The 24,600-nt window shown below is 39.3% G+C and carries 22 protein-coding genes; all 22 read right to left on the bottom strand.

Translation table 11 applies throughout. From position 1 onward, the window contains the following. Positions 1–270 precede the first annotated feature (270 nt). Positions 271–1,521, bottom strand: coding sequence for a competence/damage-inducible protein A (locus tag RCG21_RS11635; RefSeq protein WP_133332416.1), 1,251 nt, complete (start codon positions 1,519–1,521; stop codon positions 271–273). A gap of 16 nt (positions 1,522–1,537) precedes the next feature. Next, positions 1,538–2,116: a CDP-diacylglycerol--glycerol-3-phosphate 3-phosphatidyltransferase gene (pgsA, locus tag RCG21_RS11630; RefSeq protein WP_133332417.1), complete on the bottom strand. Its 579-nt coding sequence runs from the start codon at positions 2,114–2,116 to the stop codon at positions 1,538–1,540. Positions 2,117–2,214: 98 nt separating this feature from the next. Then, positions 2,215–3,120: a helix-turn-helix domain-containing protein gene (locus RCG21_RS11625; RefSeq protein WP_133332418.1), complete on the bottom strand. Its 906-nt coding sequence runs from the start codon at positions 3,118–3,120 to the stop codon at positions 2,215–2,217. A 20-nt stretch (positions 3,121–3,140) separates the two neighbouring features. Beyond that, complete coding sequence (locus RCG21_RS11620; RefSeq protein ID WP_133332419.1) at positions 3,141–3,932, bottom strand: DUF3388 domain-containing protein; 792 nt, start codon at positions 3,930–3,932, stop codon at positions 3,141–3,143. Between the two features lie 169 nt (positions 3,933–4,101). Then, positions 4,102–4,359 carry a DUF3243 domain-containing protein gene (locus RCG21_RS11615; RefSeq protein WP_133332420.1) on the bottom strand — a complete coding sequence of 86 codons (258 nt, stop codon included), beginning with the start codon at positions 4,357–4,359 and terminating at the stop codon, positions 4,102–4,104. Between the two features lie 78 nt (positions 4,360–4,437). Continuing rightward, on the bottom strand, positions 4,438–5,160 hold the full coding sequence (gene ymfI, locus RCG21_RS11610) for an elongation factor P 5-aminopentanone reductase (protein ID WP_308913174.1): 723 nt from the start codon (positions 5,158–5,160) through the stop codon (positions 4,438–4,440). A 59-nt stretch (positions 5,161–5,219) separates the two neighbouring features. Beyond that, the gene (gene yfmH / locus RCG21_RS11605) at positions 5,220–6,512 is read right to left on the bottom strand and encodes an EF-P 5-aminopentanol modification-associated protein YfmH (RefSeq protein WP_133332422.1); all 1,293 of its coding nucleotides are present in this window, start codon (positions 6,510–6,512) and stop codon (positions 5,220–5,222) included. Beyond that, positions 6,512–7,792, bottom strand: coding sequence for an EF-P 5-aminopentanol modification-associated protein YfmF (yfmF, locus tag RCG21_RS11600; RefSeq protein WP_308913173.1), 1,281 nt, complete (start codon positions 7,790–7,792; stop codon positions 6,512–6,514). The genes yfmH and yfmF overlap by 1 nt, the downstream gene beginning before the upstream one ends. A 181-nt stretch (positions 7,793–7,973) precedes the next feature. Further along, entirely contained in the window at positions 7,974–8,933 is a 960-nt protein-coding gene (locus tag RCG21_RS11595; protein WP_026574910.1) for an ABC transporter permease, read from the bottom strand. Next, the gene (locus tag RCG21_RS11590; protein ID WP_133332424.1) at positions 8,934–9,980 is read right to left on the bottom strand and encodes an ABC transporter permease; all 1,047 of its coding nucleotides are present in this window, start codon (positions 9,978–9,980) and stop codon (positions 8,934–8,936) included. Next, a complete protein-coding gene (locus RCG21_RS11585; RefSeq protein ID WP_133332763.1) occupies positions 9,973–11,508 on the bottom strand; it encodes an ABC transporter ATP-binding protein in 1,536 nt (511 codons plus the stop codon). Before RCG21_RS11585 ends, RCG21_RS11590 begins: the two co-directional genes overlap by 8 nt. Before the next feature lie 353 nt (positions 11,509–11,861). Then, positions 11,862–12,947 (bottom strand): BMP family lipoprotein, encoded by a 1,086-nt coding sequence (locus RCG21_RS11580; RefSeq protein WP_133332425.1) that lies wholly within the window; start codon positions 12,945–12,947, stop codon positions 11,862–11,864. A gap of 89 nt (positions 12,948–13,036) precedes the next feature. Beyond that, positions 13,037–13,762: a GntR family transcriptional regulator gene (locus RCG21_RS11575; RefSeq protein WP_026574906.1), complete on the bottom strand. Its 726-nt coding sequence runs from the start codon at positions 13,760–13,762 to the stop codon at positions 13,037–13,039. Between the two features lie 303 nt (positions 13,763–14,065). Beyond that, positions 14,066–16,411 carry a DNA translocase FtsK gene (locus RCG21_RS11570; RefSeq protein ID WP_308913172.1) on the bottom strand — a complete coding sequence of 782 codons (2,346 nt, stop codon included), beginning with the start codon at positions 16,409–16,411 and terminating at the stop codon, positions 14,066–14,068. 127 nt (positions 16,412–16,538) lie between these two features. Then, the gene (locus RCG21_RS11565) at positions 16,539–16,775 is read right to left on the bottom strand and encodes a YlzJ-like family protein (protein WP_133332427.1); all 237 of its coding nucleotides are present in this window, start codon (positions 16,773–16,775) and stop codon (positions 16,539–16,541) included. Beyond that, positions 16,772–17,533, bottom strand: a complete 762-nt coding sequence (locus RCG21_RS11560; RefSeq protein ID WP_035424180.1) for a ClpP family protease — start codon at positions 17,531–17,533, stop codon at positions 16,772–16,774. Before RCG21_RS11560 ends, RCG21_RS11565 begins: the two co-directional genes overlap by 4 nt. A 106-nt stretch (positions 17,534–17,639) precedes the next feature. Continuing rightward, positions 17,640–19,307 (bottom strand): ribonuclease J, encoded by a 1,668-nt coding sequence (locus tag RCG21_RS11555; protein ID WP_133332764.1) that lies wholly within the window; start codon positions 19,305–19,307, stop codon positions 17,640–17,642. Positions 19,308–19,468: 161 nt separating this feature from the next. Beyond that, on the bottom strand, positions 19,469–20,338 hold the full coding sequence (dapA, locus tag RCG21_RS11550; protein WP_133332428.1) for a 4-hydroxy-tetrahydrodipicolinate synthase: 870 nt from the start codon (positions 20,336–20,338) through the stop codon (positions 19,469–19,471). Between the two features lie 78 nt (positions 20,339–20,416). Further along, a complete protein-coding gene (gene dapG / locus RCG21_RS11545) occupies positions 20,417–21,661 on the bottom strand; it encodes an aspartate kinase (RefSeq protein ID WP_133332765.1) in 1,245 nt (414 codons plus the stop codon). Between the two features lie 159 nt (positions 21,662–21,820). Continuing rightward, positions 21,821–22,876, bottom strand: coding sequence for an aspartate-semialdehyde dehydrogenase (gene asd, locus RCG21_RS11540; RefSeq protein ID WP_133332429.1), 1,056 nt, complete (start codon positions 22,874–22,876; stop codon positions 21,821–21,823). Positions 22,877–23,046: 170 nt separating this feature from the next. Then, positions 23,047–23,649, bottom strand: a complete 603-nt coding sequence (locus RCG21_RS11535; RefSeq protein WP_208025310.1) for a dipicolinate synthase subunit B — start codon at positions 23,647–23,649, stop codon at positions 23,047–23,049. Next, entirely contained in the window at positions 23,646–24,545 is a 900-nt protein-coding gene (dpaA, locus tag RCG21_RS11530; RefSeq protein WP_133332431.1) for a dipicolinic acid synthetase subunit A, read from the bottom strand. Before dpaA ends, RCG21_RS11535 begins: the two co-directional genes overlap by 4 nt. Positions 24,546–24,600: the final 55 nt, after the last annotated feature.

Raw genomic sequence — 24,600 nt, 5'->3', positions numbered from 1 at the left:
TTTCCACTTGAGCCATCTTTTTTTCCAATACCCTTAAAAGACCCGAAAATTAGACTATTAATCCAAGGTACTATCAAAATAGAGTCAAATTTTTGATGAAAATTAGGTATTTCAAGTCCTTATTTTCCACTTGAAGTATTTTATTTTCCGATTTTCACAAAATACTTTCCACTTTCCCCGTTTTATTTTCCACGTCCACCTCTTTATTCCCCACCACTCATCCCCCCAATCAAAACCACCATCAAAACAAAAAAGAATCACAGAACGCCTCTAAGCATTCTGTGATTCTTTTAAATGTTTAAGCAAATAATAATAACCAAATTTCACCGCACGGGTCCGGTTCGCTTCCCTTGAACCAGCAAGGATTACTTTTTCCACAACACCCGGCCGTCCCTGAATAGAAAGTCCAATATAAACCGTACCAACCGGCTTTCCTTCCTGTTCATCCGGTCCGGCAACACCTGTAAAACTGATGCCAATATCCGCACCTACAAGACTTGAAACATTTTCAGCTAATTCCAGCGCACACTGCTCACTTACAACTCCGTACATATCAATAGTTTCCTGCTTCACTTTTAACACCTGGTGTTTCACTTCATTTGTATAGCAAACCACGCCGCCTTTTAAAATCGAACTTGCACCGGGGACGGAGGTTAACTCCTTCTGAAACATTCCGCCTGTCAGGCTTTCGGCAGCCCCAATCGTTACATTCTTCGCTTTTAAAACTTTGCTTAACTCTTCAACTAGCGATGTATTGTTATAGCCATATAAAAATTGTCCGACTCGGGCACTAATCTTTTGCTCAACCTCATCGAGCATTTTAATAGCCGTATCATGGTCCTGATGCTTCGCCGTCAGTCTTAAGGTTACCTCACCATCTCCAGCTAATGGCGCAATCGTAGGATTACTCTGTGAATCAATGAGATCGATAATTTCAGTTTCCAATGCGGCTTCGCCAATCCCGAAAAAGCGCAGCACTCTGGATACAATTTTATCATTGCTCTTTACTTGCAATGACAATGCCGTAAGACCGTATTCAATGAACATCGGTTCCATTTCCTTCGGCGGTCCAGGCAAAAGCATATAAACATGCCGTTTACTCTCAACCACCATTCCCGGTGCCATCCCATGATCATTGGCCAAAACGTAAGAACCTTCTAATACAAGTGCTTGTTTCCGATTATTTTCTGTCATCTGACGATTTGTCTTTTTGAAATATGCCTCAATTGACTCCAAGGCATTTTCGTCAAAAACTAATTCCTTACCGATATGCTTTGCAATCGTTTCTTTCGTCAAATCATCCTTCGTTGGCCCCAGACCGCCTGTAAAAATAATCAAATCAGATCGGTCTTCGGCAATCTCGATAGCTGATTTTAAACGATCAGGGTTATCTCCAACTACGGTATGATAATAGACATTAATGCCTGCACCTGCTAAATGCTGGGAGATAAACCGTGCATTTGTATTGACAATTTGCCCAAGAAGTAACTCTGAGCCAACCGCAATAATTTCTGCGTTCACAATCCATCACTTCCTATTATTTAGAATTCTTTAGCACATGGCTGTTCTTCGCAAAATAATCCCAGCCCGACCAGATGGTAAAAATCAATGCTACCCATAAAGCAATATCAGCAAATGGGAATGAGACCATTTCAAATAAAATATTATGTAAAAGAAGTGCAGAAATCGCGATGATTTGCGTCCAGGTTTTAATTTTCCCAAGCATATTGGCTGCAACAACCTCGCCTTCACCGGCAAGCAGCAGGCGTAGTCCGGTAACCGCAAACTCCCTGCTAATAATAACAATGACAATCCATGACGCAGCGTACCCCAGCTCAACTAGCACAATCAAAGCTGCGGAAACAAGTAATTTATCAGCAAGGGGATCTAGGAATTTCCCCATATTTGTCACAAGATTATATTTACGGGCGTAATAACCATCTACCCAGTCAGTAGTAGAGGCAATAATAAAGATGAGAGCCCCGACAAAATGGGTAACAGGCAGGTCTACTCCAAGCAAATGTAAATTTCCCCATTTAAAGGGGACTAGCATAATGATTAAGAATATAGGAATTAATAATATTCTCGATACCGTTATCCTATTTGGTATATTCATAAAAATTTCCTCCTAATTAAAAAACAAGAACACAATTGAAATAAACTGAAACTATTTCAATTTAATAATAAACTGAAAAATAGTCATCATTTCGATGACTATTTGTTCTTCGGAACATATTGAATCGTAATGTTCTGACGAACCATTTCAGTCGGTGCCACTTCATACTCTAACTTTTGATCATTCACATAGATTTCAGTATCCAATGTCCTTCCTACAACAATCACAGCTTGATTTTCTTTGGATAAATCTACTGTTTTACTTTTTGTACCATCTGTTGTAAGCATCCCCTGGAAAAAAGAATAGCCCTTGCCATTTTTTATATTCACCCATGTTTGACCCTTTGAAACCAATTTCACTTTAAACTTATCTGTATTGCTTAATTTAAATGTGGTATTTGGGCCGCTGCTCTGAACCACTTTTAAATCCTGCTTAGAAACAGTTTCTGCAGAGGTATCCACACTGTTCTTTTTTTCATTTGCGCTGTTTTTAACTTTTGTAGCTTTTGAACTTTTTGTTTCTGTCGCTTTTGCTTCTTCAAGATTTTGAGATTTTTCAATTTTCGCCTGGTCATTTACCTTATTAACGGATTCATTCGAATCACTGCTCGCATGACTTAATAGAAAATAATAGACTAACCCTGCAACCCCAATAACAAAAACACCAATTAGTATTTTCGGGAGCACATCAAAAAATTTCGAATTCCCTTCTGAAATCGCTTTGCGGCTTTTCACCCTCGATAATTGATCCGTTATTTCTTCATTATGAGTGATAGGGATATCACTTTTATAGGTTTCAAAAATTTCATCGGGATTTAGTTGAAGCGCCTCTGCGTATTGCTTTATAAAGGCACGAACATAAAAATTCCCGGGCATACTAGTATAATTTCCTTCTTCAATACCAATTAAGTAACGCTTTTGGATTTTTGTAATGGCCTGTACATCATCCAAACTCAAGTTTTTGGCTAATCGGGCTTCTTTTAGTCGATTACCTAATTCAGTCAACTTTTAACACCTTCCAATTTTCAAAAATCAAAATCTCCAAAATCAGAGCCGGAGAGTATGTTACTCTGTTCTACTACCTCATATGTAATCTCTTCGTCCGCGTGATTTCTTAGTTCGATAATATAATCAAAATCATCTAGCGTGTACTCTGAATTTTGAACAAAAACGTCTGGATGTTCAATCACTTTCACGGCAGGCATGCGCATTATTTCACGAACAAGCTGCCAGTGGCGTTCACTTGCGCGTTTTGTTGAGACAATCCCATCCAAAATATATAAATTATTTTCATTGTACTCATCTTGAATTAGCTGATTTCGGATTGTTTGTTTTAAAAGAGTGGAAGAAACGAACAACCATCTTTTATTCGCACAAACACTTGCCGCAACAAGAGATTCTGTTTTGCCCACACGAGGCATCCCGCGAATTCCAATTAACTTATGGCCCTCCTGCTTAAACAATTCTGCCATAAAATCAACTAATAATCCAAGTTCATCCCTTACAAAGCGGAATGTTTTTTTATCATCCGCGTCTCTCTGGATATAACGTCCATGTCTGACGGCAAGACGATCACGCAGCTTTGGTTCTCTCAACTTAATTAATTTTATTGTATCCATTGTATTAAGAATTGACTCTAAACGTTTAATTTGATCATCATCTTTTGCTTTAATTAAAAGGCCGCGTCTGCCTTCATCCACACCATTAATTGTTACAATATTAATAGCAAGCATACCTAATAGTGATGAAATGTCGCCCAACAAACCGGGACGGTTTTTTTGAATCTCATATTCTAAATACCATTCTTTTTTCTCCACAATAAAAACCCCCTAAGTATAGGCGTGATTGATTCGACAAATTTTCACATTCCGATATCTAAACCTTATAATAAATGATTTTGAGTGAAGATGAAAGAAAAAACAAGGAGAATGACCTTAAATCTGGAGAAAATATAAACAAAGAAAAAAGAGAGGACCTGCCTCTCTCTTAACGAGTACCATTATTTGAAATAAGTTTAACCATTATATTGGCAATAGCTTGTTGTTCTTGTTTGTCTGCAACAGACCATAAATCTGAAAGAACTCTTTGCTGCTCATTTTTTGGCTCTACCTGGCTTGCTAAATAATCTCCAATTTGAAATGCAAGGTTGGTGACAGCTCCCTCACTCATTCCCTCATTTTGCGCATGATGCAGACGATCAGCTAAAAAGTCTTCCCACTGTTTCCAGTTATCTAAAACAGACATATTAAAACCCTCCTTTAGAATAGTACAAGGATATTTTGTGACTTTCCGAAGAGATTTATTCATCCTAGAAATTAATTTTTAAGTGTACCAGCCGCCGTTTATGGCAAGAATTTGTCCTGTTATATACGACGATTCTTCGGATAATAAAAAGGCGGTGCCTTTTGCGATTTCTTCCGGTAATCCAAGCCTTCCCATTGGGATTTCTTCATGGATTGATTCCAATTCTTCCTTAGTAAAACCCGTCATCATCGGCGTTGCTACGGCGCCCGGAGCAATCGCATTTACACGAATGCCACTCCGTGCTACTTCCTTACTTAAGGCTTTTACAAAGGCAATTTGTGCGCCCTTCGCAGTGGAATAGGCAACTTCACAGGCAGCTCCAGTTTGTCCCCAAATGGAAGTGATGACCACAATACTCCCTGACCCTTTACGATATAATTTCGGCAATAATTCTTTGGTCATCATTAAAGGATTAAGAACATGTATGTTCATAAGTGCTGCCGCCTCTTCCTGTGACAAATCCACTAGCAATCCATAAAGACTGTTGCCGCCGCAATGAATCATGGCATCAAGTGAAAAAATTTGTGAACAAATGTGTTTGTATCCATTTGAGTCGGCCAGATCCGCGTGAATAGGCATATACTCCCCGCCAAACAATTGCAACTTTTCCATTAAATCCGTTATCATTTTTTCATTTCGATTGTAATGTAAATATAAATGGTAGCCTTTTGCAGCTAATGTTAAAGCAATCGCTTGTCCGATTCCTCCACTTGCCCCCGTGATGAGTGCATATTTTTTCAAAAGCCTCACTCTTTCTATTTATAAAATAAAAAAGCGCCGTTTTACGACGCTTTCCTAAACTAATTTTTCTTCGGAATAACCTGACAAACCGAAAATCGCTCTTCAGAAACAATTTCAGATGCCAATTGCTGTACATCCTTTAAGGTTATCTTTTCAAGCGTAGGAACAACATCAAATAAATTCATATCATTAAATGCATACCGGGTAAATTGATTGGCAATATATTCAGGAGAGTTGACTGCACGTAAAAACGATCCTATTTTTTTCTTTTTCGTCCGCTCCAGTTGCTCTTCCGTAAAGATGCTGCCATTCTTTGCATCCAGCAGCATTTTTTCAAGTCTTTCAGCAAGTTGATCTGCATCCCTTGTATCCCCGCCGACCATCGCAAACCCAAACCCCTGCTCTTGGGTATAATCATAAGAAAACGAGTCATCAATCAGCCCCTCTTTATAGAGCTGATCAAAATTTTCCGAGCTCTTACCGAATAGCAAATCAAGCAAGATATTGGTCGTCAATTCATTTTTTAACAGGTCATCGCCTTTTTGATCCACATGAAGAGCTTTGATTCCTACTAAGCACTTAGGCGTTTGCACATTCATTTCAAGCACCTGTTTCTTTTCCGCAGCCTCAGTTGGTTCTTCGTCAAATTTCCGTTTGATTTCCGGCTGGTCTTTAAATGGTTTTTTCGCCTGGTTTGCTCTTACTTGGTCCATAATTGCGTTTGGATCAACCGGTCCGACAATAAACAATAACATATTGCTTGGATGGTAAAAAGTATTGTAGCATTCGTAAAGCCAATCTTTCGTAATATGGGAAATTGACTCAATTGTCCCGGCAATATCAATTTTAACCGGATGGTTTTGATATAAATTTTCAATTAAGCCAAAATAGAGACGCCAGTCGGGATTATCATCGTACATCGTAATTTCCTGTCCAATGATTCCTTTTTCCTTTTCCACTGTTTTTTCCGAAAAATAAGGTTCCTGTACAAAATCGATCAACGTTTCTAGATTTTTTTCTACATCAGATGTGCTGGAAAATAAATAAGCAGTCCTTGTAAACGAAGTAAAGGCATTGGCGGATGCACCTTGACGGCTAAATTGCTGAAAAACATCGCCATCTTCTTTTTCAAATAACTTATGCTCTAAAAAGTGGGCAATCCCATCAGGCACCTTAACATACTCATTTTTCCCAAGCGGAATAAAGCAATTATCAACAGAACCATATTTGGTCGTAAAGGTTGCATAGGTTTTATTAAAGCCCTTTTTCGGTAAAATATAGACTTGGAGTCCATTGTCCATTTGTTCATGAAAAAGTTCTTCTTGGAGCTGGTCAGACTTAAGTATCTCCATTATTGGCCCGCCTCCGTTCCTGTTAAGAAATAAATCGTATCAAGCTGAATTTTTTCTGAAACAGCCACGATTTGTTCCTTTGTTACTTTTTGCATTTCTTCAACCCAGGTACTTAAATGAATATCGGTATCAGCTACCACATTATGATATAAAACTTCAATTAGGCCTCTTGAGGTATCTATAGTCTCAAGCATTTGATTTTGAATCACAGCTTTCGTCTGGGTTAATTCTTCGTCCGTGAAATCACCCGTTTTCATCGCTTCCATTTGTTCATGGATAATTCCAACTGCTTGATCATAATTCTTTAAATCAATGCCCGAAACGACGATCATTAATCCTTTATGACTTTCCAAGCGACTTGCGGCGTAGTAGGCAAGGCTGGCTTTTTCCCTTACATTAATAAATAGTTTGGAATGAGAAAAACCACCGAAAATACCATTGAAGACTTGCAGGGCAAAATAATCGGGGTCCCCGTAGCGAACATTCGTGCGGTAGCCGATATTTAATTTCCCTTGCTTGACATCCTGCTTTTCTTTCACTTCATTCACTTGCTCAATCTTCTTTTGATTAGCTTCGTTCGTTTTTTTCGGTGTTCGCGTTTCAAATTTGAGCAATTCATCAGCTATTTTTTTAACCTCTTCCTCTTTCACATCACCAATTACATATAAATCTAATTCATCTTCAGAAAATGCTTTTTTATAAAATTCATATAAGGTCTCTGGTGTGATTTTATCAACATCGTCTAAGTTCCCGTTTACATCGAGAGCATACAGCTCCCCTTTGCACATTTCTTCAATCAAACGGACATTGGAGTATCTCATTTTATCATCATAAACAGATTGAATTCGCTGCCTTAATGTTCGTTTTTCTTTCTCGATTGTATCGGAATCGAAAGCTTTGTCGGATGCATTTGGTTTCGTTAATATTTCTGCCAATAACTCAAAACCCTTTTTCAATAAAGGACTTGGGTCACTTAGAAATTTTTCATTAGCTATTTCGATCGTAAAACTTATAACATGATTTTCACCTTTTTTAGATAAATCCACAAACAAGGTTGCCCCATACAATTCATCTAAATATGAACGAAGTGCCGTAGTAGATGTAAATTTTGCCGAACTGCTTTGTAAAACATGGGGAAGCAGAGCCCTTTTGGTTACGTCCTCTTGCGATAATGGTGCTTTCATTTTCCATATAAATGTATTGGTTTTATATTTATCTGTTTCAATGACATGAAGCTTGTATCCTTGCATTTCTGTCATTTTTTCTGCAGCAGCATCCATTTTCATACCTCCTTCAAATTAAAAAAATCCCTTATCTAACCATATGTAAAAAATCATGCAGTTATTTTATCTTTTCCTTAGTTAAACATACGTATACTTTTACTATAATTTGCCACGTTTGCTCACACAAGTTTCAAACGTAGAAAACCCTTGGACTTTTGGTCCAAGGGTTTAAGAAATTTTAACGACTGCCTTTAATATAATGCACCCCATCTGCTTTTGGTGCTTCTGCCCGGCCGATAAAGCCAGCTAGTGCTAAAATCGTTAATACATATGGAGCAATTAATAGGTATACATCCGGAATATTTTTTAAGAAAGGTAAACTTGAGCCGATAATACTGATACTTTGGGCAAAACCAAAGAATAGTGCCGCACCCATCGCACCCAGCGGATGCCATTTACCAAAAATCATTGCAGCAAGTGCCATAAAACCTTGACCGCTAATAGTGGAATGGCTGAAGTTCGAAGAAATCGATTCAGCATAAACTCCGCCGCCAATTCCGCCCAGAGCACCGGAAATAATAACCCCTAAATAACGCATTTTGGTTACGTTAATCCCCATTGTATCTGCAGCCATTGGGTGTTCACCCACTGAACGAAGACGCAGTCCGAATGGAGTTTTATAAATAATATACCATGCGATAATTGCAACAATTATAGCTACAAATGAAGTCCAGTAGGTATTTTGGAAAAAGATTTTTCCGATAACAGGGATATCCTTTAAAATTGGAACATCGATTTTACTAAAGCTTTGTTGGATAATGTCCGTTTCACCTTTATTGTAAATTAATTTAACAAGGAATAAGGTAAGTCCTGTTGCTAACAAGTTGATGGCCACCCCGGAAACCGTATGGTCCGCACGGAATGTGATTGCCGCCACGGCATGGAGAATGGAAAAAATCGCTCCGGCTGCCATTGCTACTAATAACGATATCCAAGGAGTTGCAGCACCGAATGTACCGGCAAATGTTAAGTTGAAGACAACTGCTGCAAAAGCACCTATAACCATTAATCCTTCAAGTCCGATATTAACAACACCGGAACGTTCAGAGAATACACCGCCTAATGCAGTGAAGACAAGTGGAGCTGCCCATAATAAGGTGGAAGGTACTACAATCGTCAAAATCTCCATTAAGCTCACTTACTTCACCCCCTTCTTACTGAATCGGTCAAGAACTATTCTTATGATATAACTTGAAGCAACAAAGAATACAATCAAGGCAATAATGATATCCACTAATTCCTTTGGTACTCCTGCCTCAAGCGGCATGGATAATGCTCCAATTTTTAAAATACCGAATAAAAGGGCTGCGAAAAATACTCCAAGTGCAGTATTACCGCCCAATAATGCAACCGCAATTCCGTTAAAGCCTACTCCTGTAAACCCGCCTTGAACCGCCATATATCCGAAAGTACCAAGACCTTCCATTGCACCGGCTATTCCTGCGAAGCATCCGGAAATCACCATTGAAAGAATTATATTTTTATTTACACTCATCCCTGCATAATGTGCTGCATCTTGATTGAATCCTACGGCACGCAGCTCATAACCACGGGTTGTTTTTTCTAATAGGAACCACATAATAAAGCAGCAGATGATGGCAATAATGATCCCCCAGTGCATGGTTGAATGGGTAGTTAATTCTTGAAGCCATGGAGAACGTAATGACGCTGAGTCACGAACCATTCCGGTTTTAGATGACCCTTGATTTAATTTATTATTAATAATGTAGTTAACAGTATGCAAAGCAACATAGTTCATCATAATGGTAACAATTACTTCATGTACACGGAAACGTGCTTTTAACAGGCCTGGAATAAAGGCCCAAAGTCCACCGGCAACCATTGCTGCGATGATTGCTAACGGTAAATGAATGATTTTGGGTAAATCAAAAGATACCCCTACCCAAACGGCGGCAAGCCAGCCAACAATAAATTGACCTTCAACACCGATATTAAATAACCCAACTCTAAAGGCAAAGGCAACGGCAAGTCCTGCTAAAATATATGGTGTTACCTGCCTGATTACCTCTCCAATATAATAAATATCACCGAAAGCACCATCCCACAATGCTGCATAGGCGGCAACAGGGTCATAACCACTTGCTAACATGATGATGGTCCCAACAATTACCCCTAAAATAACAGCAATAAGGGGTGTTAAAATATTGCGTAAGCGTTTAGACATGTGTTCCTTCCCCCGCTTCTTTTCGATTCGAACCGGCCATCAGCAATCCCAGTTCTTGTTCCGTGGTTTCTTTTGGGTTTACCACTGCAACAATTTTACCCTCATAAATAACGGCAATCCGGTCACTGACATTCATAATTTCATCCAGTTCAAAAGATACAAGTAAAACTGCTTTACCATTATCTCGTTGCTCAATCAAACGTTTGTGAATAAACTCAATTGCCCCGACATCCAAACCGCGTGTAGGTTGTGCAGCAATCAGTAATTCCGGATTTCGGTCTACTTCACGGCCGATAATCGCTTTCTGCTGATTACCACCAGATAATGCACGTGCCAAAGCATATTCACTAGGAGTTCGAACATCGAATTCTGATATTAATTTTCTTGCTTTGTTATATATCTCTTTAAAATTTAATATTCCATTCTTTGAGTATGGTTTTTTATAATAGGTTTGCAGCACCATATTTTCAGCAATTGGATAGTTCAAAACTAGACCATGCTTATGTCTGTCTTGTGGAATATGACCGACCCCGGATTCAGTTACTTTTCTCGGTGAAAGTCCGAAAAGTTCTTTTCCATTTACTTTCACACTTCCGCTATCAGCCTTTCTTAACCCAGTAATGGCCTCGATGAATTCTGATTGGCCATTCCCGTCGACTCCGGCAATTCCAACAATCTCACCCGCACGAACTGTTAAGCTAAGTCCATTTACAACCGTTACACCGCGTGAGTCCTTCACTAGTAAATCCTTGACCTCTAGCACATCTTGTTTCGGATTTGGCGGTTTCTTTTCCGTTTTAAAAACAACCTCACGTCCAACCATTAAATTCGCCAGTTCATTTGGGTTGGTCTCACTGACATTAACTGTACCGATCCCTTTTCCTTTACGAATAACAGTACAGCGGTCAGCAACCTCCATAATTTCTTTCAATTTATGAGTAATGATAATGATGGATTTACCTTCTTTTATCAACGTTTTCATGATTTGAATAAGTTCATGAATTTCCTGAGGCGTTAAAACTGCGGTAGGTTCGTCAAAGATCAAAATTTCCGCCCCGCGGTAGAGTGTTTTTAAAATTTCTACACGCTGCTGCATCCCTACGCTGATATCCGAAATTTTAGCCTGTGGATCAACGGCTAACCCATAACGCTCTGAAATGTCACGAACCTCTTTTTCCGCTTTTTTTAGATCAATCCTTCCGGCGGTTGTGATTTCTTTTCCTAAAATGATATTTTCTGTTACCGTAAATTTATCAACAAGCATAAAATGCTGATGCACCATTCCAATTCCAAGGTCATTGGCAATGTTCGGATTTGATATTTTTACAGGTTTACCATGAACCCGAATCTCCCCTTGCTCTGGTTGATATAAACCAAAAAGGACGTTCATTAATGTAGTTTTCCCGGCTCCATTTTCCCCCAGTAACGCATGGATTTCTCCCTTTTTCAATTGAAGGGTAATGTTATCATTTGCAACAAAGCTGCCAAATTCCTTGCGGATATTAAGCATTTCAATAACATATTCCATCATATCTCACTTCCTTTTAAAAGGTTTTTGAAATTTTATACATAAGTAGTAAGAGGTCAGACCTTAATTTTTATTAAAAAAATGGGAATTCTTCCCTAGGTAAACCCTAACTGAAAAGTAGAATTAAAAATATAATTCTACTCTTCATTTAAGGTTCAAAAAAATAAGCGGGCCGGTAATTAAACCCGCATTTTATAGTAAAATGAATTATTTCTTGACTTTGAGAATTGTCCAGCTCCAGCGCCTAGCCCCTCGAGGTTGCTTCGGTCCCGCCGATGAAGTCAAAGAACGACTTCACCGTCAGGCCCTCCAGCACTTGTCGGGGCTGAACAAGGCGCTTCCGCTTTTCTTATTTATTTAGCTTTAAATGTCTTTAATTCTTTAAGTGTTCCAGGAACTTTTACAGCACCAGATTTAATCTTATCTGTCCAATCTTTTACTGCTTTTTCAATTGCAGCCTTGTTAGATGCCTTGCTGTTAATCGGCGCTAAGCCAACTCCATCCTCATGTAAGCCGTATACAGTTGTTTGGCCTCCAGGGAAGTTGCCTTCTTTCGCTTTTGTAGCAATATCTTTAACTGCAAGGTCAACACGTTTCATTGCAGATGTTAAGACAACATCCGGACCCATAAAGCTTTGGTCTTGGTCTACACCAATTGCCCAGATTTCCTTGCTTGGATCTTTCTTCTTAAGGTCAGAAGCTTCCTTGAATAGACCGTTACCTGTCGCACCAGCAGCATGGAATACTACGTCATCACCAGAAGAATACATTTTAGAAGCAATAGTTTGACCAAGTTCTGCTTTATCAAATGCACCTGAATACTGTACATCAACTTTTGCTTCAGGCTTAGCAGCTTTTACACCTGCTAAGAAGCCAGCCTCAAAACGTTCGATAACAGGGATTTTCATACCACCGATGAAACCGATTTTGTTTGTCTTTGTTTGCAGGGCTGCCGCAACACCAGCAAGGAATGCAGCTTCTTGCTCTTTAAATAGGACGCTGGCAACATTTGGTTCTTTTACTTCATCATCAATGATAGCAAAATTATTTTTAGGTTGTTGTTTAGCAATTTCATCCACAGCATTGTGCATGAGGAAACCAATTCCAAATACTAAATTAAAGCCTTGGCGTGCAAGTGTATTTAAGTTTGTTGAATAGTCAGCATCAGAAGTAGATTGAAGGTAATCGAATCCTTCTTTACCCTTTGTTAATCCATTTTCTTTACCATAATCTTGAAGACCTTGCCAAGCAGATTGGTTAAATGATTTGTCGTCAACACCGCCGACATCTGTAACCATTGCTACAGTAAAGGCTTTTTCTTTCTTGCCGCCATCTTTAGCAGTATCGTTTGTGTTGTCATTGCTTTTTCCACAAGCACCTAGAAGTGTTCCAGCAGCAAGAACGAGTGATAGCGCCATTCCAATTTTACGCTTTTTCAAGATATTGACCCCCTAAAGATTGTTGTTTTGATTAAGTAGAAATCGAAGAAAGCAGAAATGTTTCCGTTTTCATAATCGCCTAAAAAAAATTAAAATCTTTTCCGAAGCACACGAAAACTAAACTTATCTGCTTTAAAATAGTTTACCGAAAAAAGTATAGGTTCATCCGTTTCATCGAAATGCATTTGCTTTAAAACAAGCAAAGCAGTTTCAGGGTCACATTCTAGAATTGGGGAAATTTTCTCATGGTAACCAATTGGTTCAATCTGGGCAACTGCATATGTAATTTTGCGATTCGCCTCTTCTTCTAAAATCTTGAAGATTGACTCTTTCCCGTGAGAAAAAGTTTCGGGCAAAATATTTTCAGGTACCTTGTCAACACAATAGACAACCGGTTCCCCATTTGCAGTTCTGACCCGTTCCATGACAACCATTTCCTCATTTATAGAACATGAGAAACGGCGAATATCTTCCTCGGTAGGTCTTTGGGTAGATGAACTTAGGAATATCGTCCCCGGTTTCATCCCCGCTTGCTTAATCATGTCAGTGACACTATTAAGTTGTTCAATCCCAGAAGTAAACAATGGCTTCGAGTTTACGAAGGTTCCCACTCCGTGGCGCCTTATAATCACATTTTCCTCCTCGAGAATACGAAGCGCCTCTCGAAGAGTAGCCCTGCTTACACCTAGATGTTTTGCAAGATCAAATTCGGAAGGTAATTTTTCTTTTTCTTTATAAACACCTTCTTCAATATCTTGCTTTAACCGATCGATAACTTGTAAATACAAGTGCCGATTATCTGACCTAATAGACATGCAGGTTCCTCCAGCCTTTTCCTAAGACATCAGACATCTGATGTATAATCATTCCTACTAATCGAAAATAATATAACATTTTTTCGGTGATAAATAAATAGAAATTATTCATTTTGTCGAAAAAAGCCACAATTGATGAAATTTGTCGAAATTTCAAGTGTTTTGAACTTGCAAATATGATATAATTCCTCTTCCAAATATATCATATAGGACTTTTGCAATAAGGAGTTTCCCAATATTATATGTTTCTTTAGTGAAATTATAGAAAAAAAGAGCCAGAAGCTGGCTCTTTTTTTCATTTATTTAGGAACTAATCTCCTCATTTGGTTTACTTGTTAACAATACTACGCGCGGCTTACTACCTTCATATGGTCCAACGACACCGCGTGCTTCCATTTCATCAATGAGCCGGGCAGCTCTCGTGTATCCAATTCTAAATCTCCGCTGCAGCATCGAAACAGAGGCCGTTTGCATTTCAATAATTAAATTAACTGCTTCGTCATATAGGTCATCGTCCACTGCACCGGTGGTTTCGGGGAGATCGTCTGGAATCATTTCTTCTTGATATTGTGCTTTTTGTTGTCCAATAACAAAGTTTACTGTATCCTCAACCTCATCGTCGGAGAGAAAGGCTCCCTGAACCCTAATTGGCTTCGATTCCCCCACCGGGAGGAAAAGCATATCCCCTCTGCCCAGAAGTTTTTCCGCACCACCCATATCAAGGATCGTCCTAGAGTCGGTTGAACTTGAAACCGCAAAAGCTATTCTTGATGGAATATTTGCTTTAATAACCCCTGTAATGACATCAACAGATGGACGTTGTGTTGCAATAATTAAGTGAATCCCGGCTGCTCGAGCCATTTGCGCCAATCTTGTAATGGAGTCTTCAACATCTGAGGAGGCCACCATCATTAAATCTGCTAACTCATCAACAATAACCACTATATAAGGTAATAATGGCTGTTTTTCACCCGTTTCCAAATTGTGGCGTTTCATATGATCATTATAACCTTCTATATTCCTAGTTCCAGTATAGGAGAATAATTCATAGCGTCTTTCCATTTCACTAACAACCTTTTTTAATGCCTGAGATGCCTTTTTTGCATCAGTCACGACTGGTGCTAATAAATGGGGGATACCATTATAAACATTTAATTCAACCATTTTTGGATCAATCATCATTAATTTTACTTCATGCGGCTTTGCCCGCATTAAAATACTAGTAATAATTCCATTGATACAAACACTCTTTCCGCTTCCTGTAGCACCGGCAACCAGTAAGTGGGGCATTTTATTTAGTTCTGCAAGAACCGCTTCCCCTGTGATATCCCTGCCTAATCCTATTAACAGCTTGGCTTCAGGCTTATCATTTTGCGTTGCTTCAAGAACCTCTCTTAGTGAAACCATTGCTACTTCTGAATTAGGCACTTCGATGCCAATAGCTGATTTTCCGGGAATAGGTGCCTCTATCCGGATATCCTTTGCAGCTAGCGCTAGTGCTAAGTCGTCACTCAGGCTGACGATTTTACTAACCTTTACCCCGACGTCTGGGTGAACCTCATACTTGGTTACTGCCGGCCCTAAATGAACTTGAGTTACACGAGCTTTAACACCAAAACTTTGAAACGTCCGTTCAAGCTTGGCAGCATTTGCATGGATTAATTCATACTCACCACTTTGGTCTGTTTTCCGCGGCATCCGCAGCAATCTAAGAGGTGGCAGTTCATAAGCTGTATTTTCCACCTCGGTAAACGTAATCGGCGGACTTTGATCATCTTCTTCTACGGTTGGTACCATCGCATTTTCCTGCATTCCCTCTTGTTGTTCACTTACTGATGGTACGTCATCCTGATAGGCCCTGTCAGCAAAACTTGATATGATAGGTTCAGGCATTCTAATCTCTTCCGGCTCAGTCGGATCGACGTTTTCAGGCTGAACTCTAGAACGTCGATTTCCCCGTTGCTCCCGCTGCTGGTTCCTTCTTTCTACTTTCCGCTCTTCCTGTTTTTGTTTCCACTCAGCCATGTCTGCTTTAAACGCAATCCACTGACTTTTTCCAAAGGCAAAAATGGTCATGAGAACATTTCCAATAAAGTCTCCAAATGATTTCCCCGTTATTAAAATAAAACCAATCAGAACAAAGATAAAAGCAACAATTTTGGTCCCGGTTTCCGCAAATAGAAAATGAAATAATGCAAATAACACGGCTCCAATCATCCCGCCGCCAAGATCGGTTGTACTGGTTTCCCCTTTTACCTCCATCATAAACAATTCCCAGGTGTTATTTATTACACTAGGATTTTTAAATCTACCACCGTTGGATAGTAAATGAAACAACGTAACATGGCTTAAAAGTAGAATCGATGAGATAATAAAATAAGAACCTACTAATTTAAGATTGAAAAAAAAGGGCACGGTTCTTTTCCACATTAAATATACACTCATCACCACTAATCCAATTAAACAGAGCATATACCATTCTCCCATCCAAAAACGGAAGAATAAGACTGAAGATTTCCCCACTGCCCCAAGCTTCGCCATTGAAATAATGGCTAAAGCTAATAACGCTAATGCTGTTAATTCATATTGAACAGTCTTTTTTAATTGACTGTCTCTTTTTTTGGCTTGCCTTCTCTTTTTTTTCGCCATTAAATCACCTGTAATCGTTTATATTAACTCTTCAACTATTCTGAAATAGCATTTTTAGGATAAAAAGGAAGAAAGCAGCCTGCTTGGCTGCTCTTGTCTTCTTGTCCTAATTATACCATAATGCCTGTTAGAATGCGGACAAACCTTCACTGTTCGAAAAAGAAATTTTTGCTCCCGGACAAAATCGATCGTCTAGGAAATGCTGAGGATCACTGCTTAGTACACGGATTACCTGAACATTTTGAGGATCCATCATATCCACTAATAGTGGAACCCCTTGATAGTTAATCAATTGCTGTTTCGAGAAAGCTTCTGTTTCGCTTGGAAAAATAAGTTCTTGCGGCATCATCGTATAAAGAATCATTGAATCAGCCCTTCTTTTTCTTCTTTTTGTAAATCAATCAACTCATTTAACTTTTTCATCGCAGCTCCAATTCCGCCAACTTCATCAATTAGACCATTTTTTACAGCATCGGCACCAATTACGTTTGTCCCAATATCCCGAGTCAGATTGCCCTTTGCAAACATTAGGTCTTTAAATGTATCCTCGGTAATTTTTGAATGCTTTGTAACAAAGTTCACGACCCGCTCTTGCATTTTATCTAAATATTCAAATGTTGCAGGAACACCAATGACTAGCCCTGTTAAGCGAATCGGATGGATGGTCATCGTTGCGGTTTCTACAATAAAGGAATAATCGCAGGAAACGGCAATAGGTACCCCTATAGAATGCCCCCCACCCAAAACAACAGAAACAGTCGGTTTTGAAATCGTTGCAAGCATTTCTGAAATGGCAAGACCTGCTTCCACGTCCCCGCCTACCGTATTCAAAATAATGAGCACTCCTTCAATTTTAGGATTCTGCTCAATGGCAACTAACTGCGGTATGAGATGTTCATACTTCGTTGTTTTATTCTGCGGCGGCAATGCTAAATGACCTTCTATTTGTCCGACAATCGTTAAACAGTGGATTCTCGAGTCAGATGATAATTGAGGAACATTTGTTTGACCAAGCTGTTGAATTTTTTCTATTAAATTGGAAGATGGTTTTTCCTCTTTTTGAGGCTCCCCTCCGTCTGGATTTTCGGATTCATTTCGAAAAATATTATTTAAAATATCCATCCCTAGACTCCCTTCACACATGATGACTTTAGTATTGACGTCTGCTTGAAATTCATGCCTTTTTTTCAAATAATAAAAGGCACTGGAATTTCCAGTGCCTTTAAAATTAAATTTCCATGATGATTGGTAAAATCATCGGTCTTCTTTTTGTTTTTTCAAATAAATAGCGGTTTAGTTCATCGCGGATGTCCTGCTTTAGGCTTGACCATTCGAAGGTTTCCTTTGCAATATTCCTTTCCACGATTTCACGAACCAATTTTGTCGAATCATCCATCAACTTTTCTGATTCACGAACATAAACAAACCCTCGTGAAATAATCTCAGGACCGGCTGCAATTTTTTTATCCTGTCTTGTTAAGGTAACAACCACAATCAATATGCCATCCTGGGATAAAAGTTTTCGATCCCGCAATACAATATTTCCAACATCACCGACACCAATCCCATCAATCAGAACATTCCCTGAAGGCACTTTACCGCTAAAACCAATTTTCCCATCTTTAATTTCAACAATTTCTCCACGCTCAGGGATTAGAATCTGTTCGTTCTTGAGGCCAATTTCCAGTGCCAATTTCCGATGTGCTTGAAGCAAGCGGTATTCTCCATGAACTGGTATGAAATACTTAGGCTTCATCAGGTTAATCATAAATTTTAATTCTTCTTGACTTCCATGGCTGGATACGTGAATAGTCCGTTTACCAGAAATGACATTTGCTCCAGCTCTAAACAGCATATCAACCGTTTTCGCTAAAAACACTTCGCTTCCCCTTAATGGTGAAGCAGCAATTAAAACGGTATCACCCGGTTGAATATTGACGAATTTAGCCGTTTGTTTCGCCATTTTCTGCAAGGCTTCAATCGGCTCACCTTGGTTTCCTGTCATTAAAATGACTACTTCATTGTCTTTATAGTCTTTTAATTCACTAATGGGGATGATTAAATCTTCTTCAACCTCTAAATAACCTAAATCAAGTGCAATATGATAAATTCGTTCGAGGCTTTTCCCAACGACCGCAACCTTTCTGCGGTTTTCTATTGCAGAATCAAAAATATGCTGAATCCTGTTAATATCAGATGCAAAACAAGCAGCAATAATCCTTCCAGGTGCATTATAAAATGCATTGGACATTTCTCTTACAACAATTGCCTCTGAGGTGGTATAGCCTGGCTTTTCAGCTTCTGTACTATCCGATAACAGACATAGTACTCCTTTTTCCCCAATCGCAGCCATTTTTCCAATTTCAGGCTTATAAAGCTTCGTTGCGGCCTGATCAAATTTAAAATCACCCGTATAGACGATAATACCTTCAGAAGTGTGAATACAAACGCCAACAGAATCCGGAATACTGTGATTCGTTTTAAAAAAACTGATATCTACAGAATTCATGTTTAAAATGGTATCGGAATCCACTTCAATAAACGTTGGTGTTCCGTTAAATTCTTGTTCCTTAAGTTTTGCGCTTGCAAGAGCTAATGTTAATTTCATGCCATAAACCGGAACATTTACCTGCCTTAATAAATAAGAGAGTGCACCAATATGATCTTCATGACCATGGGTAAGGAAAATAGCTTTTACTCTGTCTCTATTCTCTGTCAAATAGGTCATATCTGGGATTACGATATCGATACCGAGCATTTCTTCCTCGGGGAACATTAAGCCGGCATCAATGACAAATATATCCTTGTCCACTTCGACAAGGTACATATTTTTTCCGATTTCTCCGATACCACCAAGAGAAATTATCTTAATGGAATTATTTTTTTTGCTTGTGATCAATGTTTGAATCCTCCTACGTTATTTATGCCGACCGAAATCAGTTATGATTATTATACTTGAAACACGAAAATCATTACAACCATATTCTGCGATTTGAGGCAATCTACTCCATTAAACTAAAAAAATCCAACCGAAAATCGATTGGATTTTTTTAATTATTACTTTTTTAAGAGCGCCGTCAATCTGGTGCGTTCCTGTTCGGTTAATGGGACCAATGGAAGCCTTACTGAACCTACATCTAACCCATTAAGCTGTAACGCTGTTTTGACCGGACCAGGACTTGGTGCTGCAAATAGGCCTTGCATGATTGGCAGCAATTGCTGATGGAGATTCGCTGCTTTAGAATTCTCCCCATCAAAATAGGCCTTTATCATTTCTTGCATTTCATTTCCAATTATATGTGACGCAACCGAAATAATACCGGCACCGCCAATCGACAGAACTGGCAATGTTAAGCCATCATCACCACTGTATAATACAAAGTTTTCATCTGTATTAGCAATGATATGGGTCATTGCATTTAAATCACCGCTAGCTTCTTTTACTGCAACTATATTGGGAATTTTGGAAAGTCGAATAATTGTTTCTGGAAGTATATTGACCGAGGATCTCCCTGGAATATTGTAAACCATCACTGGTAGAGATGTTGCTTCAGCTACTGCTTGAAAATGCTGATATAATCCCTCTTGATTTGGTTTATTATAGTATGGTGCCACAACCATTATTGCATCAACGCCAAGTTCTTCTGCTTTTTTGGTGAGTTCAATGGATGCGTACGTATTATTGCTGCCAGTTCCGGCTATGACCGGAACTCTCTTGGCAGCAACTTTGACAACATGAGCAAATAAAGCAAGTTTTTCTTCCTTTGTCAATGTGGGAGATTCACCTGTTGTGCCAGCCACCACAAGTGAATCAGTTCCATTTTCAATCAAATAATTGACTAATTGAGTGGTCTTTGAAAAATCAACATGCCCCTTTTTATCAAAAGGAGTCACCATCGCCGTCGATACTCGACCAAAATGAACCATTTTCTAAGCTCCTTCCATTTGGTTGCCGGGTTAGAATGAGTCTTTTATATAGACTCCTTGCCTCATACAGTTTACACCTTACATTTCATTTCGATATACTTCAATTGCTTCTTCTTCCAATTGAAATGCATCATGCAGTGCATTGACTGATTTGACTAGGTCTTCTTGTTTGACGAGAACCCAAATGGTGGTATGGCTATCAGCTGACTGCAAAATTCGAATTCCATGATCAGACAACGAAGTAACGATTTTGGAAGTCACCCCAGGGACACCGGCAATTCCAGCACCCACAACGGAAACTTTTGCACAGTTGCGTTCAATTGCAGGTTCATGACCCAAATCCTGTAAAGTTTTGATCGCCTTATCCGTCATCTCATCCGTCACCGTATAAACAACACCGTTCGGAGAAATATTGATAAAATCAACACTAATATTTTCATTTGCCATTGCCTTAAAAACCTCGGCTTGCAAGTAGTATTGATCTTTTTTGGCAAAAACTTTAATTTGCGTTACATTGGAAACATGAGCGATTCCGGTTACAATTCGTTCCTTAATATCACTGCCGCGATTTTCTTTATTTAAGGTTGTTACGAGTGTCCCGAGACTTTCAGAATAATTTGAGCGGATTCGAATGGGAATTTTCGATTGCATCGCAATTTCTACCGCTCTTGGATGAATCACCTTTGCCCCCTGATAGGCCATATTACATACTTCGGTATAAGTAACAACTGAAAGCGGCCTTGCATTTTCTGCTATCCGGGGATCAGCGGTCATAACTCCTTCTACATCGGTAAAAATATCAATCCATTCCGCATTCAGGGCAGCACCTAATGCAGCTGCAGAAGTATCACTTCCACCTCTTCCAATCGTTGTGATATCCCCATTTTTTGCTGCTCCCTGAAACCCTGCCACGACAACCACATCAGCATGTTCCAATTCTCTTAAAATCCGGTCACATTTCATTTCTACGATTTTAGCATTTGTATGTTCGCTATTTGTACGAAACCCCGCCTGGGCGCCCGTTAATCCGACAGCTTTGATTCCTGACTCAAGCAACTTGTTTGTAAAAACAACACTCGAAATGACCTCACCGCAGGACATAAGCAAATCTAGTTCGCGTTTACTTATTTTACTGTTATTCCCGCCAATTAAGGAAAGAAGGGTATCCGTTGCATAAGGATCCCCGTTTCTTCCCATTGCTGAAACCACTACGACTACCTTATAACCGTCTTTTAACGCCTTTTCAATATGAACACTAGCATGTTTCCTGCCTTTTTCATCCCTGACAGATGTACCTCCAAATTTTTGCACGATAATTTTCATGTTGACATTCAAAACCTGCCTCTTTATGAAAACTTTATTTGTCTAGCTCCAGCGCCTAGGGGCTCGAGGTCATAAGTCAATCCGTCAAGAAGGTAAAAGGCAACCTTCTCGCCGGCCCGCCTTATGCTTGTCGCCCCTGGGCAAGGCGCTTCCGCTTTTCTATTTTTCTTTCACTAAACCAAGTTTCACTAAACTTTGTGCAATTTGTACAGAGTTCCAGGCAGCGCCTTTTAGTAAGTTATCAGAGACGACCCACATATGGAAACCTTGGTCTTCATCAAGGTCCTTTCTGATTCTTCCAACAAATACATCGTTACTTCCAACACAATTTGCTGGCATTGGATAAACCTGGTCTTCTGGATCGTCTTGTAAAATGACGCCTGGTGCATCCTTTAACAAAGCTTTAATTTCATCAGCACTGACATTCTCTTGGTCAATTTCAAAATAAACTGACTCAGAGTGACCTACTGCAACTGGAAGACGGACACATGTAGCTGATACAGCTAATTCAGGTAAATGCATGATTTTTTTCGTTTCATTGATCATTTTCATTTCTTCGAAAGTAAAACCATTTTCTTGGAACTTATCAATTTGCGGAATGGCATTAAAAGCGATTTGATAGTGGTTTTTATCGCTGCCTACTGGTAAAATTTTTGGTTCCACTGGTTCATTTGCCAAAATAGATTTCGTTTGATCCATTAATTCTTGCACAGCTTTTGCACCTGCACCTGAAACGGCTTGGTAAGTTGAAACAATAACTTTTTTTAGACCGAATTTTTGTCTAATTGGTTCTAAGGCAACGACCATTTGGATAGTTGAACAATTTGGATTGGCAATAATCCCTGTATGTTGGTGTAAATCTGTTTCATTTACTTCCGGCACTACCAATGGTTTATCGGCATCCATTCTAAATGCACTCGTATTATCAACAACAATTGCCCCGCGTTTTACGGCTTCCGGCGCAAGTTCTTTGGAAACACTGCCGCCTGCTGAAAATAATGCAATATCAATACCTTCAAAGCTCTCAGGCTTCGCTTCTTGAACCGTATATTCTTCACCGTTCACGACAATTTTTTGTCCTGCTGAACGGCTTGATGATAATAATAGTAATTTCTTGTAAGGGAAATTTTCCTTTACTAAGGTTTGGATCATCTGCTGTCCAACTGCTCCTGTTGCTCCGACTACTGCGACGTTAAATCCGCTTTGCTGACTCATTACTATAAGACCCCTTTCAATCTCTTATCCAGTTATTTCTTTTGGAAATAATTTAATTAGTAAAAACAATTCGCATGAAGAGAATAACCATCTCCAGCATTTGAATTATTTATATATTCTAACATATTCCTTTAAAAGAAATAACCATTTTCATACGAAAGAGGGAATAATTAAACATCATCTCGAAATCTTTCTACCAGTACGGGTTGAATCTGTTTTCCTTCAATTGCAGCTTCCACCGTTTCCATTAACATTGTCATTCTTGCTACCATTGAATTTGGTTTCTTAACCGGATCATCCTGTCCGTAAGGAATAAAATAAATGTGTTTGGTAGCCATCAGCCTCATTAAATTTACCCCATTTAAACCTAATGCATCATTCGTAGAAATTCCGAGCACAATCGGCTTAAGGTTCCTTAGTGTTGCTTTGGCTGCCATTAAAACAGGACTGTCGTTCATAGCGTTTGCGAATTTACTCATGGAAACCCCTGTTAATGGTGCGATGACCATACAATCAAGAGGCATTTTGGGTCCCAGCGGCTCTGCTTTAACAATGGAGTCGATGGCCTTATTACCGGTAAGGTCTTCAATTCTTTTGACCCAATCTTCGCCATTGCCAAAGCGGGTGTCGGTACTTTTTACGGTATAGGACACTACCGGAACGACTTCGGCACCTGCTTGCACTAGTTTCTCAATTTCAGGGAATACAGCATCATACGTACAATGTGACCCTGTTAATCCAAAGCCAATTCTTTTTCCTTTTAAACTCATTATTCTTTCCCCTTTCTATTTAATAGGTCATCCTGAAGTAATTGTGTCAGAACATCCGCGAGAATTAATCCGGCAGTCTTAGGAGCTACAATCCCTGGTAAACTTGGTGCGAGCAATGCCTTTATTCCCCGTTTTTCCGCATATCTAAAATCAGTTCCACCCGGTTTAGAGGCAATATCAATAATGAGTGTATTGGCAGGCAGCTTAGAAATGACAGCAGCACTTACCACTGGATGCGGAATCGTATTGATTAATATATCGGTATCCGACACTTCTTTTACAAGATTACTTAAATGAAAAGGTGTTACGCCCATTTCTGTAATTCTTGCAAGATGTTCACTTTTTCGTGCACCGACCTTTACCTTCGCCCCAAGGGCATGAAAGGCTCGAGCAGTACTCATACCACATCTTCCTAGGCCCAAAACCATTACATTTGATCCGTGAATCGTATAATCCGTATGCTGGATGGCCATCATAATCGTTCCTTCAACCGTAGGAATCGAATTATAAATAGCTACATCATCCCTTGAAAAAAGTTGGATAAGTCTTCTCTTCGATTTAGTCGTGATTTCATTTAAAAATGCATTACTTATCCCTGAATAGATCGTACAGTGTTCAGGTGTCTTTATAAGCATATCTTCTGTCAAAATAACCTTCTCATTTGAAAAGATTGTTTCAACCTGTCCTTCTAAATTTGTACCGGGCACGGGTAAGATAAGGGCGTCTATAGTAGAAAAATCCACCTCATCTAACTTTTCCTTAACAGCACCAGTAAAGGCATGATCAAGCTGTTCGAAGCCAATGAGCGATAATCTGGCATCTAACTCGGTTAACTTCCGGATAATTTCCAGCTGTCTTGCATCACCACCGATTACGGCTATCTGCATCCCTGTCAGCATGAAAACATTCACCTTCTTTTTAAAAAAATCCAATTCAGAAATCTGTTTCTTCTAT

Origin of the sequence: Bacillus salipaludis (genome assembly GCF_030938565.1) — a bacterium.
In the GTDB taxonomy this organism is placed as follows: domain Bacteria; phylum Bacillota; class Bacilli; order Bacillales; family Cytobacillaceae; genus Neobacillus; species Neobacillus salipaludis_A.
Note: the sequence above shows the minus strand (reverse complement) of the source record. Positions and strands in the feature narration are given on the sequence as shown.